The organism is Cellvibrio sp. UBA7661 (genome assembly GCA_002483365.1).
GTDB lineage: Bacteria > Pseudomonadota > Gammaproteobacteria > Pseudomonadales > Cellvibrionaceae > Cellvibrio.
On the sequence record DLHT01000019.1, the window covers coordinates 97,372 to 114,362 of the forward strand.

Below are 16,991 nucleotides of genomic sequence, written 5' to 3' on the forward strand. Positions count from 1 at the left end.
GTTCCTTTCCTTTAGTGATTAGTGATGAAAATTATTCATAGCATACAATGGATTTGAATCCACCGTAGGCCATACGTTTAAAATCAAATGGAGGGTTATTTTCGTCGCATATCTCTTTCAGACGTGGGTCCGCCATCACCTTTGCATTAATGCGGTCGCGTTCTTCGCGCGATGGATAAATAATCCAGGCAATCACAACAGTTTCATTTTCTTTGCAGCCTGCAGCGGTGCGAAAGGATGTCATATCCTGAATATCCAGATCATCGCCAACGCATTCCCAATACGCAATAGCGCCGTGCTCCTTCCAAACGGCACCGGACTGATCGGCCATTTTTTGATATTCCTGAAGTTTTTCAGGTGCGATAGGCAGTAGAAATCCATCAACATAGTGAGTCATCATCAATCTCCTGTTTTTCTCATTGCTACCAGTTAGTCGCGTGAACGGGATAAAAATCGACAGCGACAGTAAAAAAATAATGCTTTTCTTTGTGTTGTATAAAAACTGTTTTATAGTCAATGGCTTAGCAGTGCACTACCGCAGTTGGTTAAATCCCATTCCACTTTTTTGAAGGTTGCTCCCTATGGAACACCACGAAACCTTATTACATGCCATCTACTATTTGCTGGCGGCAACTATTGCGGTGCCGTTGTTTCGCCGTCTGGGGCTGGGGGCGATATTGGGGTATTTGGTTGCGGGAGCGATTATTGGCCCTTACGAATTGGGGCTTATTTACTCACCTGAGGCGACATTCCAATTTTCTGAACTGGGTGTAGTCTTGCTGCTATTTGTGATCGGTCTTGAATTAAATCCGCAACAATTGTGGAAGATGCGCTTCGATGTCGGTTTGTTGGGCGGATCACAAATGTTGGTGACAGCTGCCATCATCACCGGTGCGCTCACCTTGTTGCCCGGGATAAGTTGGCAGCAGGGTTTTATGATCGGCCTTGCGCTTGCGCTCTCATCAACTGCGTTTGCAGTGCCGTTAATGGAAGAGCATAAAATCATGGGTTTGCCGATTGGGCGCAAAGGTTTTTCGATTTTATTAATGCAAGATCTTGCCGTCATTCCCATTTTATTATTGTTGGCAAGTTGGTCTCCGGCGGCCGATGCAGATACGCATGTTCCTTGGTGGATGGGATTGTGTACCGTGGCGTTTTTATTGCTGGCAGGGGCGCGTATTTTTAATCCGTTGCTGCAAATCGTTGCTAAATACGGCAGCCGCGAAATTCTTACCGCCGCAGGTTTGCTGATTGTGTTGAGTGTTGCTTACCTGATGCAACTGGTTGGATTTTCCATGAGCATGGGCGCATTTCTGGCGGGTATGTTGTTGGCGCAATCGACCTTCCGCCATCAATTGGCAGCTGATATCGAACCCTTTAAAGGTTTGTTATTAGGCTTATTTTTTATTGCCGTGGGTATGTCGCTGAATTTGCGTTTGTTATTTGCAGAGCCGGTATTGATCCTTGCCCTTGCCCTTGCGTTGATGCTGATAAAAATAACCGTGATCGCGATTATTTTGCGCATCCGTCAATATCCTTTTAAAGAAGGCATATTGATTGGCTTGATGTTAGCGCAAGGTGGTGAGTTTGCGTTTGTGGTGATGGCAACTGCAGAACAGTCTGCCTTTATTCCTAAAGATATTGCCAGTTACGTAGTTTTGGTGGTGGGAATTTCAATGGCGTTAACCAGTCCGCTGGTGATTGTGCATGAATTGATTACGCGTAAACGCACACTTCAGGAAAAAGCGCGTGAAGAGGCGCAGCAAGCAGAGCATTCTTTGCAAGAGCTGGATGAGCCGGAAGCGCATAAAGCTGAAGTGATCATTGCAGGGTTTGGCCGCTTCGGACAAATTATTGGCCGAATACTAACCGCCAGCAATATTCCCTTTAATGCGCTGGATAAAAATCCTGACCATATCGAGTTTTTAAAAAATTATGGTGTGAAAAGTTATTACGGCGATGCAACACGTATTGAATTATTGGAAGCGGCTGGCATTCGCGAGGCCAAGGTACTGGTGATTGCATTAGTCAATGTTGATATATCGCTTGCAATTACTCGCTTGGTAAAAACCCATTTCCCTCATATTACGCTGATTGTTCGTGCCCGCGACCGGGCGCATGCGTATCAATTGGCTGAGCTAGGTGTAGAAAATCCTATTCGTGAAATTTACGAATCCAGCCTGAGTGCTGCAGTGCGCACGTTAACAGAGGTTGGATACACTGAAGGTCAATCGCAGCGCGCTATTAATATTTTCCGTGAGCACGACCAGGGTCTGTTGAATGCGGCAATTGCCATCAGTAAGGACCCTAAACAATTGGCGCTGCTTGTTAAGCAAAGCCGTAAAGAGCTGCAAGATTTATTCAGCAAAGATATTCAATTGTGATTTCGCACAATGTGTAAAGGAGCTAGCGATGGGGGTCAAGAAAAGCGACGATTTAATCCAGACATTACACGCCCGTTTTGAAAAAAACAGGTATCGTCATCCGGATATTCAATGGAGTGACGTACAGGCGAAGTTAAAAAATCAGCCCAAAAAAGTAAATGCGTTGACGCAAATGGAAGCAACAGGTGGTGAGCCGGATGTGATTGGTTACGATAAAAAAACCAATGAATATCTCTTTTGCGATTGTTCAGCCGAAAGCCCCGCTGGACGGCGTAGTACTTGCTATGACCGCGAAGGTCTGGACTCGCGCAAGGAGCATAAACCTGAACATAATGCGATAGATCTGGCGACCGCTATTGGTATTGAACTCTTGGATGAAGAGCAATATCGCTGGTTGCAATCGCTGGGCGATTTTGATTTGAAAACATCCAGCTGGATAAAAACGCCCGACAATATCCGCAAGCTCGGCGGAGCGCTGTTTGGCGATCGTCGCTACGGGCAAGTATTTGTTTATCACAACGGTGCACAATCCTATTACGCCGCGCGAGGTTTTCGCGGTTTGTTGAGGGTTTAATGTGAGATACGTTGCGATAGGGTTCGTTACTCTGGTGCTGCTAATGGCGGTTGTGTTTAACATCAGTAAATGCCGGGATTTTCAACTGTTTGGTAAAATTGTTAATCGCGTAGATACAGACGAAAAAATAATTGCACTGACATTTGATGATGGCCCGCTACCGGGGGCGACAGAAAAAATCATTAATATTCTGGCACAGGAGCAAATCACAGCGACTTTCTTTCTGACGGGGCGGGAGATGGAACAGTATCCGGAAGAAGCAAAAAAATTAATCGCTGCCGGTCATCAAATTGGAAATCACTCTTACTCGCACCCACGGATGGTGTTTATGTCTTATCAGGATGTGACTAATGAGGTTGCTAACACTAACGAGTTAATTCGCAATCTTGGTTATAAAAACGAAATAGTATTTCGCCCACCCTATGGCAAAAAGTTACTGATGTTGCCGTTATATTTGCAGCGTAACAATATGACTACAGTTACCTGGGATATAGAACCGGAAAGTTTTTCCGAGGTCAGTATCAGTAGCGAAAAAATAACCCAACACGTCGTGGCAGAAGCCAAGTCGGGATCAATTATTTTGCTGCATATCATGTATCCATCGCGCAAGGTATCAATGGATGCAGTGCCAAGTATTATTCGTGAATTGAAAGCGCAGGGTTATCGCTTTGTTACCGTGAATGATTTATTGGTTTTGGCTGTTCGAAAATAAGATTCGTGAGTTGTCGATCTGGATTGGATTCCGGTGCATCACTATAACGGGAAAGACGTTTGATTCTTCTGTATTAAGAACAGAATCACAACGCATTAAGCTTGCTGCGCAAAAAGCGGAGTTCCGGTTCTTGTGTGGTCAGCGCTATTGCTTTTTCGTAGGCGTTTTTTGCTTCAGATGTGCGGTGTAATTGTGATAAAAATTCAGCGCGCGCTGCGTGTAATAAATGGTAATCCGTCAGTTGTTTTCGTGCGAGCAAATCATCCAGTAGCGCCAGGCCTTGTGCGGCACCGTCGCGATGGGCAATAGCGACAGCGCGATTGAGTTCTATCACTGGCGATAGATTGCGGATCAATAATAAATCGTAGAAGCCACAAATTTCTTGCCAGTCGGTTTGTTCAAAGCTGCGTGCCTCGGCATGCAGTGCGGCAATTGCTGCTTGTAGACAATAAATGTCAGCATTGCCGCTGCTTAACGCGCGCTGTATTAATGCGGAGCCTTCGGCAATTTGTGCTTTATCCCAACGCGAACGGTCCTGATCTTCCAAACGAATCAAGTCGCCATTATTGTCAGTGCGCGCGTGCTTGCGCGAATCTTGTATCAGCATGAGCGCAAGCAAACCTAATACTTCGGCGTCCGGTAATAGTTGGGCGAGTAATCGCCCCAAACGTATCGCTTCTTGCGCAAGTTCCTGACGAATGAGTTCTCTGCCGGATGAGGCGGAGTAGCCTTCATTGAAAACTAAATAAATAACGTGCAGTACGCTATCAAGGCGCGTTGGTAATTCGCTGCGTGCCGGTATTTCGTAGGGAATGTTTGCATCGCGGATTTTATTTTTAGCGCGCACAATGCGCTGTGCCAGTGTGCTGGGTGTGGTGAGAAATGCGCGTGCAATTGCCTCGGTAGTAAGCCCGCACACTTCGCGCAGGGTGAGCGCCATTTGCGCTTCCGGTGCGAGGCTTGGATGGCAGCAGGTGAAGATCAGGCGCAACTGGTCATCTTCAAGATGATGATTGTGTTCGTCATCTTGCTCAAATGTTTCTTCTTCCAGTTGTTCGATGACATCTTCCAACGATACGTGGAATTTTGCGCAGCGGCGCAATTGGTCGATTGCTTTGAAGCGCCCGGTGGATACAAGCCATGCGCGCGGATTATTAGGTACACCGTCATGCGGCCATTGTTGCAGTGCAGCGGTGAATGCATCTTGTAATGCTTCTTCGGCGAGATCGAAATCTTTTAACAAACGAATCAGTGTTGCCAATACACGCCGCGATTCAGTGCGATAAATTCCATGGATTAGTGTTTCAATACTGGCTGGCATATTGGTCGTCTTTATAAATGGCGTTAGGGATTGCCGGGGTCATCGACAAAGGCAGTGGCAATCGCGGCAAGGATCATAAACACACCGGCGCACACCAGCGCATAAATGGGTTGGCCGCCAAATAATTTACTGATCATGATTGCCAGTATGCTCGATGCCAGTATCTGGGGTATGACAATAAAAAAATTATAAATTCCCGCATACACACCCATTTTTGTGGGAGGCAGGGCGCTGCTTAAAATCGCCAGCGGCAGTGCCAATATAGAAGCCCATGCAAAACCAACGCCCACCATCGAGAGCAATAACCATTGCGGATCGCGGATAACAATAAACGACATCAATCCCGCGGCACCTAGGCAGAGGTTAATCATATGGGTAATTTTGCGATTGGTTTTTTTTACCAGCACCGGAATGAGTACCGCCGCCAGAGCCGCAAAGCCGTTGTAAGCGGCAAATAAAATGCCCACCCAATCTGCGCCTTCGTTGTAAGCGTGGGAGCTGGGATCATTGCTGTGATAGTGATGCGCAGTCACAGCGGCGGTGCTGTAAATCCACATCGAAAACAGTGCGAACCACGACAGGCATTGCACCAGTGCCAATTGCTTCATGGTGCGCGGCATCAGCACCATATCGCGCGTTATTTGGTATAGCGCGTTATCGGTTTTGCCTGCCTGTTGTAATTGCCCGGCAGCCAACTGTAGCAAGCCAAATAAAAAAATACCGACACTCAACACATAGAGTTTTGGATCCATTCGTGTGATGGCGATTATCGCGGTAAGGGCAACACCTGCTGCACCCAATCTATAACCCCAGCGGATAAAACCGGAATACTGGCGCTGGTCATCAGCGCTGCTGTGTTGATCGTGCCAGCGTTGGAACAAGGCAATTTGTTCCGGGCTGTATTCGCGTGTTGATAGTGCTGACCACAGCAGGCTGCACAGCAGCAGCGCGGCACCTGCGTAAAAAGCGTAGGCCACCGAGGGTGGGACATGCCCGTGAGGGGCAGTATTGGCGATATCCATCCAGTTGCTGAAAATCCACGGCAATGCCGAAGCGACAACTGCACTCACGCCAATAAAAAAACTCTGCATTGAAAATCCCGGGGCGCGCTGCTCTTCCGGCAGCATGTCGCTGATCAGCGCAATGGAAGGGCCAAGGGCGATGTTCAGCGATGCATCCAGCACCCACAACATTCCGGCGGCAATCCACAGCGTGGGTGAGTTGGGCATCACCACCAATGCCAGCGTCGCCAATATGGCACCCGCCAGAATATAGGGGCGGCGACGGCCATAGCGATTCCATGTCCTGTCGCTCATATAACCGATGATCGGTTGGATCAACAAACCCGTGATAGGTGCCGCGACCCACAAAATGGGGATTTCCTCTATGGGGGCACCAAGAATCTGGAAGATCCGGCTGACGTTGGCATTTTGCAAGGCAAAGCCAAACTGGATACCAAAAAAACCAAAACAGAGGTTCCAGATTTGCCAAAAACTGAGGGTGGGTTTGTGTTGCATACATCCTGTCTGGTTATGGTTGTTATCTATGCGAGGCATGTGCGCGGCTGCCAGGAGGCGTGGTACAGGTGACGGGATTATAGCGAAAACAACCCAGGCTGTGGCGACGGGAGCGAAAGGGTTCTTGATAGTGCTGAGGTTGCGCGCGGCTTTTTATTTTTCTTGCTGAGTGGATGTGTATCACTGCGTTATGTGCTGCGCATTGGTTGTGTACAACGTTAACTTATGAAAATGAGCTGTGCGCGCAATTACGTGGCTTCGTTCTTATTTGTGTGTGTTGCTGGTTGCTCCTATCAAATTCATCGTCTACGCACATTTTTTATGTTGTGCCGTAATCGTGTCTTGGTGTGCTGTAGTTGTGTCGCAATTGATTTTTAAGTGTTGTGTTTTTTATCTGGTGCGCGCAGAAATTTATCCATGAAATTTATTCTGCAAAAACATTTCTGAAAACGTTTTCAGAAATGTTTTTTAAAAACCAATTTTAAATTTTAAAAATAAATTTAAGTTGAAATCGATTTCAAAAAATTGAAAACGATTTCTTTTTTGCTAGACTGCTTTTAGCTATGGACATTGTGCGATTGCCGTCATTAAGATGATAAAAATTAAAAGATTACAGCAGTTTCCCGGGATAAAATCGCACGTTGTCATTAGGACTTTAAGTATAAAAATACCGACTTTCGCCAATGGCTCCCGCATCGCTGTTGCTGTCTCAACATACATTTCATTGATGAGCATTTTTTTCAAAAAATTTATAACATCGGATTCATCCTTTCTCCTGTGGGATGATTTGCGTTACCTGATAATTTTTGTGTTGGGTGCGCAAGGTTTACAGGAGGGCTATTAAACGTGTTAACAATAATTCCATAAATCGGTAAACGGAGAAGTCCATGAACACGAAGCGAGGCTTTAAGAAAAAACTCATCGCCAGTGCAATTGCTTCCTACGCTGCATTCGGCTTGGGAACTCAGGTATTTGCACAATCCAACGACGATGCCATCGAAGAAGTAGTAGTACTTGGGGTGAAAGGGGCGCAACAAAATGCGATCAACACCAAACGCGAAGCAAAATCGATAGTTGACGGCATCTCCGCAGAAGATATCGGTAAGCTGCCCGACGTAACCATCACTGACTCATTGCAACGTATCACCGGTGTACAAATCCAGCGTAACGCAGGTGAAGGTGCCCGTTTGAGCGTGCGCGGCCTTGATCAGGTTGCGGTGATGCTGAACGGCGAACAATTCCTGGCGGCAGGTAACCTTGCCGGCGCACAACCTGACTTTGGTGATGTGCCTGCGCAATTGTTGCGCGCAGCCGATGTGTACAAAAGTCTCGATGTGACCAATAAGGTATCGGGTATTACCGGTACTATTGATATCAAGACCTTCCGTCCTATGGACTTCAAAGATGGCTTTAGCGCTGCAGGCGGCTATGAGTTGTCCAACGGCGAAATCAGCGATGAAATGGATAGTACGTTCAACGCATTGATTAACTGGCGTAATGAAAACCTGGGTGTAATGTTGTCCGGTGTAAGTGGGTCAAAGAATCTTGCTAACGACTATGCTGGCCGTGCAGGTGATCCGAATGGCTTCCAGTTTGGTCCTGGCAGTGCGTTTGATCAGGAGTGGATGGTTAACCATGCGCACGGTTACCGCTTCTCGCACTCAACCAATGAGCGCAACCGCGATGGTATTAATGGTGCGTTACAAGCGGATCTGGGTAATGGTCTTGAGTTGGTGGTCGAGGCTTTCCATACAACAGCCAAAGAATATCAACGTGAAGTAGGCCTGAATATCTCCAACCGTTGGCAGGGGATGACGGCGCTGAAGCCGGATCGTTTGGCGATGTTTGACGATCAATACCAAAACGGTTGGACGGGAGCACAAATTGCTGTGCCGACCAACGCCTCTGACTCTGTTACCGGAAAAGATGGCCGTGAATGGATTATTGCCGATGAGTTTAATGTCCAGCCACTTTGGTTACAGTCGATTGGTGGCAACCGCGTTATCGATTCAGGTTCCACCAACATCAACGTAGAAGTGAACTTTGATAATGGTGGCGCACTTACCGGTGGCGTGCGCGGCGTTAATGCAGAGGCCTACAACAACGTGTTGTTTGCCACTGCGCAAGGCGGTATTAACAGTTTCCGTGGTGACACTGTTCAGCGTCTTTACGGTCACTTCTATCCGAAGGATGTGGTTGAGCAATATGGTTTGACACTTGATCCGGATCATTTGGATAAAGTGGGTGTGAATGGTGGCCGTTTCGTGTTGCCAAACCCGAAGGGTTACAATGAAGATCCATTGTTAGGTTTGAAAATGGATGGCTTCAAGCATGTTTGGAGTGGTTGGGATCAGCCTATCGCTGGCGGTTTGACTGATGCTTCCGGTGAGAAATCCCTTGCTACTTACATGGCCAACAAAGACAGTTGGATCATGGAAGGTGAACAGTTGGAGCAAGACAACGACACCTCCGCAAAACTCAAAGCCATCAGTGGTCATCTCAATTACAAGTTCGAAGATTCTTTCATTACCGATGTAGAAGTAGGCTTGCGTGCAAGCTCACGTATGGTTGATGTAGAAGCTTACGATTATTGGGCGCAATTCTATGTGGGTTCCAATAATCGCCTGACTGGCCCTGATCTCCCAGGTGCTAATAACATCACCGGTTGCTATGCCATGTGGCGTTCAATCGACCAAAAATTTGATGGTGGTGGTAGTGGCGGTGAGTGCTCTGCGGGTGAACGTTTGGATGCAAATGATCCCTCTACCTTCACACCTTACTTCGTATTGCCTCCACAACCTTTGGATCATTTCGGAGAAAAACTCACGTTCGTTACTGATTTGGGTAAATATGCCAAGGGTATTCCAGGTTTCTGGGCAGTTGATCCAACTACCTTTGATGATCCCGAAGGTTTCAACCGCAAGGCATTCAACGACATCAAAAAAATTGTTGGCCCAGCTAACAGCTATACAGTGACGTTGAATGAACTCAGCAGCTACCTCGTGGGCAGCTTTGAGGTCGGCCCTGTGTCTGGTACTGCGGGCGTTAAAGTGATTGAGGCAGAAATCGAGGCGAATGCTTATCAAAGTACCGGCGTTCAGCGTGCATACGGTGGTTCGCATTACTACACTGGCCGCGAGACCAAGACCAAGAGTCGCACGGATGTATTGCCATCGTTGAACTTGGCGTGGACGGTAACCGACGATATCAAACTGCGTTTGAGTGCAGCGAAAAACAAACAGGAATTGGATTTGTATCGTTATGGTTCAAGCCTGGATATCTATACCGGGCCGGATCCGGATGATTCAACCCAGCGTATCCCAAGTGGTTGGAACTCCAACGCGGACATCAATCTGGATCCGTGGTTGAGTACCAACTACGACGTTTCGGCGGAATACTATTTCGGCGAAGCAAGTATGTTTAACATCGGTGCATATCTGGTTGAGATTGAATCTTTCGTTGAGCAAAAAGAAAGTTTCATCGATGTGGTCTCACGCGGTAAAACCTACAACATCCGTGGTACCGGTCCTGTTGTAGGCAAAGGTGGTGAGGTGAAAGGTCTTGAACTGGGCGCGAAATTGGCGTTGAGTGACGTGACCGATGGCTTCCTCAGCAACTTTGGTGTTGAAGCTAACTACACTTATTCCCCAAGTGAGCGTCCAGGTTTGGCTTCTGACGTAACTGGCGAAAAATATCCATTTGCCAACAACTCGGAAAACACTTACAACTTTATTGTGTGGTACCAACAAGATAAGTTGCAGGCGCGTATTGCCGTCAACAGCCGTGATGATCGTTTTACCCAAGATTACGGTACGTTGAGTTACGCAAACTTCGTGAAAGGCGCTACTTATGTTGATTTCAACGTGAGTTATGATGTGTTGGACAACGTCACTGTGTTTGGTCAGGTCGCTAACCTCACCAGTGAAGATGTGAAGGAAGTGTATCGTTTGGCTGATGGTGTAGAGCAATCGTCGTTGGTATATGACAACGAAGCGCGCTACTCACTGGGTGTGCGTGCCAAGTTCTAATAGGCGTGTTTACTAGCGTTTAGATAGACGGCAACAACATTATCCCGGGCAGAGACACTGCTGCCCGGGATAATCCAGCGCGATGCAGGATGCAGTCGCACAGGATAAAAATATAACAATGACCTCACATAAACGACCCCAAATATATGCGTGCAGTAAACAGTATTATTATTGTTGGTGGGGGCACCGCAGGCTGGATGACAGCAGCAAGCCTCAAGCACCACTTCAAACAGCGAATTGATATTACGCTGATCGAATCTTCTGAAATTGGCACTATAGGTGTCGGTGAAGCAACCATTCCCACCATCCGTCAGTTTTATCGCCATCTGGGTTTAAGTGACCTTGATGTTATCCGCGCGACGCGCGCGACCTGTAAATTGGGTATCCAATTTAATGATTGGCATAAACCCGGATCGAGTTTTATTCATCCTTTTGGCGTGTATGGGCAATCGCTAAAAGGAACTGATTTCCATCACTATTGGTTGAAGTTGCGCAAAAAAAATATGGCCACTGAGTTGGGCGATTACTCGCTTGGTGTTGCGCTGGCCAAACACAATAAATTTACCTTTCCTGCGATAAATCCTCCTTCTTCACTCTCGGTGTTTGATTGGGCATTGCATTTTGATGCAACCTTGTTTGCGGGGCTGATGCGCACACACGCAGAGCAAAATGGCGTGCGCCGGATTGATGCCAAAATCACGCATGTACAACGCCGTGAAAACGATGGTTTTATTGAGTCTGTACAGTTGGATTACGGCGCACATTTTTCTGCTGATTTATTTATTGATTGCTCCGGCTTCAAAGGTCTGCTGATTGAAGAAACCCTGCAAACCGGTTACGAAAAATGGACAGACTGGTTGCTGTGCGACCGCGCCTTTGCGGTGCAAAGCCAATCCATTGATGTGCCGCACTCTTATACCAAAGTGAATGCGCGCCCCGCCGGTTGGCAATGGAAAATTCCGCTGCAGCATCGCGATGGCAATGGTCATGTATTTTCCAGCCAATTTATGCGCGATGAAATTGCGCGTGAAATGCTGATTAAAAATGTACAGGGCGAATTATTCCATGAGCCGCGCAAAATTGCATTTGTGCCCGGGCGGCGCAAACAGGCGTGGAATAAAAACTGTATTGCAATAGGCCTGGCGGCAGGGTTTTTGGAACCGCTGGAAAGTACCAGTATTGCATTGGTGCAAACCGGTATTGAAAAAATCCGTTCGCTATTGGCAGCGGCGCAATATAACGACAGCATCGTGCGTGAATTTAATGAGACGACCCTGTTGGAGTACGAGCGCGTACGTGACTTTATTATTCTGCACTACAAACTGAGCGCGCGTGATGACACTGAATTTTGGCGCTACTGTCGCGCAATGAAGATACCGGATTCGCTCCAGCATAAAATGGAATTGTTTCAGGCGAGCGGCCATGTAGTCAATTATCGTTGGGAAATGTTCGGGTTGCCTAGCTGGCTTGCCATATTCGAAGGGTTCAATTATCTGCCTGATGCATATGACGCGCAGGTGGATCTGCTGGATGAAACCATGCTTGCACAAAATCTGGAAAAAATGCGTGAGTCCTTGGTTAGGGTGGTGGACGATACGCCACACCACCATGAGTTCATTGCCCAGCACTGCGCTGCGCCTGACTTTGCATAAACAACAAAATAAAAAAATATTGGGAAGACACCATGAAACCCTTACAGAAAATTTTAATTGTTGGTGGCGGTACAGCCGGTTGGATCGCTGCCTCTATGATCGCAAAACAACTTCAGAAACAAGATGGTAATCCCTCAGCCGTACAGATTGAATTGGTGGAATCAGAAGAAATTGGCACTATCGGTGTGGGTGAATCTACCATTCCACCTTTTCTGGAAATGTTGAAAAATCTGGAAATCAATGAGCAGGAATTTATCAAATACGCACAGGCCAGCTTTAAGTTGGGTATTCAATTTACTGATTGGCGGGTCAAGGGAGAATCCTATTTTCACCCCTTTGGTACTATCACAGCGGGAATGACGGAATATACGTTTTATCAAACCTGGTTAAAAAGTTTTCACCAAGGTGATGACTTCGCACTGCAGGATTTTTCTCCTTGTAATGTGATGGCCAAAAATGGTCGTTTTTATTTGCCACAACTTGCAGAAAAAACGGCAATTGGTGAAGCGCGCTATGCATTGCATTTGGACGCCAAGTTAGTTGCAGAATATTTGCGTAAATATGCCGAAGCAATGGGAGTTAAACGTACCGAAGGCAAGGTAATGCAGGTAGTACAGCGCGACGATGGCGCTATCGCCAAAGTCGTCCTGCGCTCTGGGGAAGAAATTGAAGCGGATTTTTTTATTGACTGCAGTGGTTTTCATGCACTGTTAATTGAAAAAACCTTGGGGTCAAGCTACTGCGATTGGACGCATTATTTGCCCTGCGACCGCGCGGTAGCTGTGCAAACCGAAAATATTGGCGATACCACACCCTATACCCGTGCAACTGCACGTGACCATGGTTGGACATGGCGCATTCCATTACAGCGCCGCACAGGTAACGGTTACGTTTATTCCAGCCAATTTTGTAGCGATGACGAGGCCATTAATACCTTGCTGAGTGTGGTAGATGGAAAACCATTAATTGAGCCACGGGTCATTCCGTTTAAAACCGGCGTGCGTAAGGAGATCTGGAAGAAAAATTGTCTGGCAATTGGTTTGGCCTCGGGCTTCATTGAGCCGCTCGAATCTACAGCGATTCATTTGGTGGTGCGCGGTGTTATCCACTTTATGCGTAACTTTCCTGATCAGGATTGTGAGCCTGCGTTAATTCATCAATACAATCGTCGTATGACGATGGAATACGAAGAGATTCGCGATTTTATCGTGTTGCATTATTGTTTGACCGAGCGTGAGGACACGCCATTCTGGCGCTGGTGTAAAAATATGGAATTGCCGCCGTCGCTGCAGGAAATGATTGATTATTTTAATGTTCAAGGCGGCTTGCCGGAAATGATTGATGCACTTTTCCAGCCGATCAACTGGCGTTCAGTTTGTGAAGGTATGGGGCTCCGACCCAAAAAGTACTCTCCTATTTTAATAGAGGATGACTATTCAGTGGCACGCAAAAATTTGTTGGCCTATCGTGAGGTGCTGGAAACATTTATTAATAAATTGCCAACACATGATCAATTTATTCGCGATAACTGTTCGGCGTATTAACAGAAACGAATGGACTCCCGCAAGCGGGAGTGACGATATGTACTCAAAAGCCTGCTGGAGTAATCCAGCAGGCTTTTGCATTTCCTGGCATTTAATTATCGGGTTATCTCACCGTAATGGTGATGTCACCCGGGCAATCATTTTTAATATTGACGGCATTGTTTGTCAGCGTCAGGTTATTAAATTCCACTTGTCCCGCCGCGCAACCTTGCCCTGCCTCTGGCATCGGGTTGGCCCAAATGCCATAACCGGAGCGGTTGGGGTAAGACGGGTGTGGCATAGCGCCGGAAATTTTCACGTTGGTAAATACGGTGTCCTGGAAAATATTTTGCCGCTGGCCGCCCACATAATTGGTTTGGAACATAATGCCGTGGAAGGTGGGGTCAATAATATCCAGATCGCGCACGCGAATTCCCTGAAAACTTTTTGATGCAGAGAACATCCAAAGCGCGGGGAATACCTGGTTATTCCAGAAGGTGCCGCCAGAGCGCAAAATGGTAATGCCTTCAAAATTGGTGGTCGGGTTGGATTGGAACCCGGTAAACGGATAACCAAAATCCAGCGAGCTGATAGTTACACCGGAATAGACCAATGCATCTTCCACATGGATATTTTTGAAGGTATTACCTTGCCCGCCATAAACCGCCATGCCTGCAGCGCGCCAGGGTGTCATCGCGGTTAAATTTTCAAACAAATTGTTTTGCACAATGCCGCCGCCATTATCAGTTGCCGCAAACAGTGCAAAGCTATCATCACCCGTAGTGCGCGCTTCGTTATTCACTACGTGGTTGCCACTGCTGCCGTTGGTAAAGTTAAGTCCATCGGCAAACAGGTTGCGCATGCGTGAATTTTTAATAGTGATGTTGTGAACACTGGCACCCCAGAACATACAGACTTGATGCTCTGCCCACACGTTGTCGATCGTCATATTGGATACGCCATTCCAATCAAACACTTTACCTGGGCCATTAATGCGGCTGGTGTAATTGCCAAAAAAGGCAAAATTGGCGAAGGTTGAACCATTGGCAGAATTGCTAACGGCAAAACCGGCATCGGTATTGTTTTGATTGGAAGGCGTTTCAAAACGGGTATACCAAGGGCCAGCACCAATCACTTGAATCGCTTTGCCGTACACCTGGAATTTGTTTGACGTTTGATAAACACCGGCAGGCAAATAAACGCCCAACGCATTGCCCATGCGTGCTTGGTCCAATGCATTTTGTACTGCCTGATGGGTAAATCCACTCGGTGTAATAAACGCACTGGGATTGGGGTTTGGAATCGGCGCTACCTGTTCGAGGCTGATAAAATCAATTGCGTATTGCGAGGTGTTTTGTGCATCTTTTTGCAAACGAATTTTACTTCCGCTTGGAATGGTGCGATCAAACATAATGTTCGCTTCATCGTAAATATGACGCGCAGGGCCAGCACTTGGGCTGTTGATCGGGTTGTCTTCATTGCCATACACCCACGCATATTTTGATGTTAGCGTAATCGATTTTTCAAACTGGCCATTCACGTAAATGTTCAGTGTCGCGGTAATGCCATCGCCACCCGGTGCATCGGGAATGGAATAGCGAGTGACCAAGGTGTTGGTACTTTCGTTAGTGGTAAATTCCACATAGCTACCGGTGCCATTGAGTGTCACTGCACGACGGCCAGACGCTTCACCGGCGATATCACCAATATTTCGATTGGGTCCAACAATTTGTGCGCCGCCGCCAACCGTTGCACTCTCTGCCTGATAAATTTTATAAGGCATATTGGCACCGCGTTGAGTACCGGGGTTTGGATTTTGGTTTTCTGCCAGTGTTGTTCCTGTTGCGGTTGTACTCAACGCAGAATTTCCAAATTGGTTGTACGCGCGAACCTGGTATTGATAACTCGTGCTCGCGGTTAAACCTGTGTCTTGATAGTAAGTGGCGGTGACATCGGCAACTTGTACGCCGTTGCGCAACACTTTATAGCCGCTTGCCAAATCCGCTGCATCCCAACTTAAAAATAATGTGGATGAAGTGCCGCCCGCAATTGCAACATTCTGCGGAGTCGCCGGTGGTACCGGATCAGGATAACCATGTACTTCAAATTCGGAGATTTGCGCTGCAGGCCAACCGGTGTTGCCGGTGACATTAATGCGCACAAAACGTGTGGCAGTTTCAGTGAAGTTAATCGTCACGGTATTGGCCGATGCTGGATTAAAACTGTATCCGGATGAATTTACCAAATTGGTAAATGCAGTACCGTTGCTGCTACCAAGAACTGACAAGGTTTGCGTGCGGGTTGCCCATGCTGCATCGTTTGGTAATTTCAAAATCACTTTGCTCACGCGATGGGTGCTACCCAAATCGATGGTGAGTGTTTGTGGGAAGGCGTTGTTATTACTTTCCCAATAGCTCGCCTGGTTGTTATCCACCGCGTTAGTGGCCGGTGTATGCCCGAGCGATGTACTTGCCACAATCGGTTTGCCTGCAGAGACTTTTACCACCAACGGATTTTGGTTATTGGTATCGGTAGTCACACTTACGCTATTGCTTTGCGCAGAGCTCCCCGCTGCATTAAACGCACGCACTGTATACGCATAAGTGGTGCCTGCACTTAAACCGCTATCGGTGTAAGTGGTACCGGTGGTTGTGGTGACCACATTACCATTGCGCAAAATTTCATAACCATCAGCACCGCTTGCGGCTGTCCAGGACAGTGAAACACTCGATGTGGTTTTTCCAGTAGACGATAAATTTTGCGGTACCGCAGGAACGGCAGGCGCATTATCGTTACTGAATTGCAGCCAATTCACATTAAACAAACCACCTGCGGCAGTCCCTTTAAAGACCAGATACAAATCATGCGTGCCCATCGCCGAAACGTTCGCGGTTTTGGTTGTCCAGTTTTGCCAGCCGCCCGTGTTGGTCACAGCGATAGTGCCAATCAGTGAACCGCTCACGCCACCCAAACGCATTTCAATCGTACCGCCTGCGGTGTTAGTTGCAACGCGCGCACTCACTTTATTTACGCCAGTACCGAAATTCACATTGTTGAAAGCAACCCAATCGCCATCGTCAATCCAACCGATATTACTGCCACCACCGGTATCTGAAGTGCCTTCGGTTTGAATGCCACTCATGCTGTTGTACGAGGTTGCTTTGATTTGTGCAAAAGCATCGCGTGGTGGAGTCTGGTTATCGCCAAACACTTCCAGTTCTGAAATTTGCGCTGCAGGCCAACCGGTGTTGCTCGCGACATTCACCCGCACATAGCGCGC

Annotated in this window: 10 protein-coding genes; 6 read left to right on the forward strand and 4 right to left on the reverse strand. The window is 47.3% G+C overall.

What is annotated here, in order from left to right; genetic code table 11:
• Window positions 1-31 precede the first annotated feature (31 nt).
• On the reverse strand, window positions 32-400 hold the full coding sequence (locus B2739_RS17815; protein WP_331347186.1) for a DUF1428 domain-containing protein: 369 nt from the start codon (window positions 398-400) through the stop codon (window positions 32-34).
• A 181-nt stretch (window positions 401-581) separates the two neighbouring features.
• On the opposite strand from B2739_RS17815, the gene B2739_RS17820 reads away from it, so the two are divergent.
• The 3 genes from B2739_RS17820 to B2739_RS17830 are packed head-to-tail and all read left to right on the forward strand — an operon-like array spanning window position 582 to window position 3,670.
• Window positions 582-2,384, forward strand: a complete 1,803-nt coding sequence (locus tag B2739_RS17820) for a monovalent cation:proton antiporter-2 (CPA2) family protein (RefSeq protein WP_331347187.1) — start codon at window positions 582-584, stop codon at window positions 2,382-2,384.
• Between the two features lie 28 nt (window positions 2,385-2,412).
• Window positions 2,413-2,958: a DUF4256 domain-containing protein gene (locus tag B2739_RS17825; protein ID WP_331347188.1), complete on the forward strand. Its 546-nt coding sequence runs from the start codon at window positions 2,413-2,415 to the stop codon at window positions 2,956-2,958.
• A gap of 43 nt (window positions 2,959-3,001) precedes the next feature.
• Window positions 3,002-3,670: a polysaccharide deacetylase family protein gene (locus tag B2739_RS17830; protein WP_331347189.1), complete on the forward strand. Its 669-nt coding sequence runs from the start codon at window positions 3,002-3,004 to the stop codon at window positions 3,668-3,670.
• 85 nt (window positions 3,671-3,755) lie between these two features.
• On the opposite strand, the gene B2739_RS17835 is transcribed toward B2739_RS17830, so the two are convergent.
• Window positions 3,756-4,991, reverse strand: coding sequence for an RNA polymerase sigma factor (locus B2739_RS17835; protein ID WP_331347190.1), 1,236 nt, complete (start codon window positions 4,989-4,991; stop codon window positions 3,756-3,758).
• A 23-nt stretch (window positions 4,992-5,014) separates the two neighbouring features.
• Window positions 5,015-6,508, reverse strand: a complete 1,494-nt coding sequence (locus tag B2739_RS17840) for an MFS transporter (RefSeq protein WP_331347191.1) — start codon at window positions 6,506-6,508, stop codon at window positions 5,015-5,017.
• 887 nt (window positions 6,509-7,395) lie between these two features.
• Here B2739_RS17840 and B2739_RS17845 point away from each other — a divergent pair.
• The 3 genes from B2739_RS17845 (at window position 7,396) to B2739_RS17855 (ending at window position 13,732) form a co-directional block, all read left to right on the forward strand.
• Window positions 7,396-10,536, forward strand: coding sequence for a TonB-dependent receptor (locus tag B2739_RS17845; protein ID WP_331347192.1), 3,141 nt, complete (start codon window positions 7,396-7,398; stop codon window positions 10,534-10,536).
• A gap of 146 nt (window positions 10,537-10,682) precedes the next feature.
• On the forward strand, window positions 10,683-12,188 hold the full coding sequence (locus B2739_RS17850; RefSeq protein WP_331347193.1) for a tryptophan halogenase family protein: 1,506 nt from the start codon (window positions 10,683-10,685) through the stop codon (window positions 12,186-12,188).
• A 32-nt stretch (window positions 12,189-12,220) separates the two neighbouring features.
• Complete coding sequence (locus B2739_RS17855) at window positions 12,221-13,732, forward strand: tryptophan halogenase family protein (RefSeq protein WP_331347194.1); 1,512 nt, start codon at window positions 12,221-12,223, stop codon at window positions 13,730-13,732.
• Window positions 13,733-13,835: 103 nt separating this feature from the next.
• On the opposite strand, the gene B2739_RS17860 is transcribed toward B2739_RS17855, so the two are convergent.
• Window positions 13,836-16,991 (reverse strand): carbohydrate-binding protein (locus tag B2739_RS17860; protein ID WP_331347195.1); only part of this gene is annotated, 3,156 nt, incomplete at its 5' end.

What these genes read in the sequence shown, in the direction of transcription:
- B2739_RS17815 (WP_331347186.1), bottom strand. Translation starts at nt 400, where the DNA reads ATGATGACTCACTATGTTGATGGATTTCTACTGCCTATCGCACCTGAA.
- B2739_RS17820 (WP_331347187.1), top strand. Translation starts at nt 582, where the DNA reads ATGGAACACCACGAAACCTTATTACATGCCATCTACTATTTGCTGGCG.
- B2739_RS17825 (WP_331347188.1), top strand. Translation starts at nt 2,413, where the DNA reads ATGGGGGTCAAGAAAAGCGACGATTTAATCCAGACATTACACGCCCGT.
- B2739_RS17830 (WP_331347189.1), top strand. Translation starts at nt 3,002, where the DNA reads ATGGCGGTTGTGTTTAACATCAGTAAATGCCGGGATTTTCAACTGTTT.
- B2739_RS17835 (WP_331347190.1), bottom strand. Translation starts at nt 4,991, where the DNA reads ATGCCAGCCAGTATTGAAACACTAATCCATGGAATTTATCGCACTGAA.
- B2739_RS17840 (WP_331347191.1), bottom strand. Translation starts at nt 6,508, where the DNA reads ATGCAACACAAACCCACCCTCAGTTTTTGGCAAATCTGGAACCTCTGT.
- B2739_RS17845 (WP_331347192.1), top strand. Translation starts at nt 7,396, where the DNA reads ATGAACACGAAGCGAGGCTTTAAGAAAAAACTCATCGCCAGTGCAATT.
- B2739_RS17850 (WP_331347193.1), top strand. Translation starts at nt 10,683, where the DNA reads ATGCGTGCAGTAAACAGTATTATTATTGTTGGTGGGGGCACCGCAGGC.
- B2739_RS17855 (WP_331347194.1), top strand. Translation starts at nt 12,221, where the DNA reads ATGAAACCCTTACAGAAAATTTTAATTGTTGGTGGCGGTACAGCCGGT.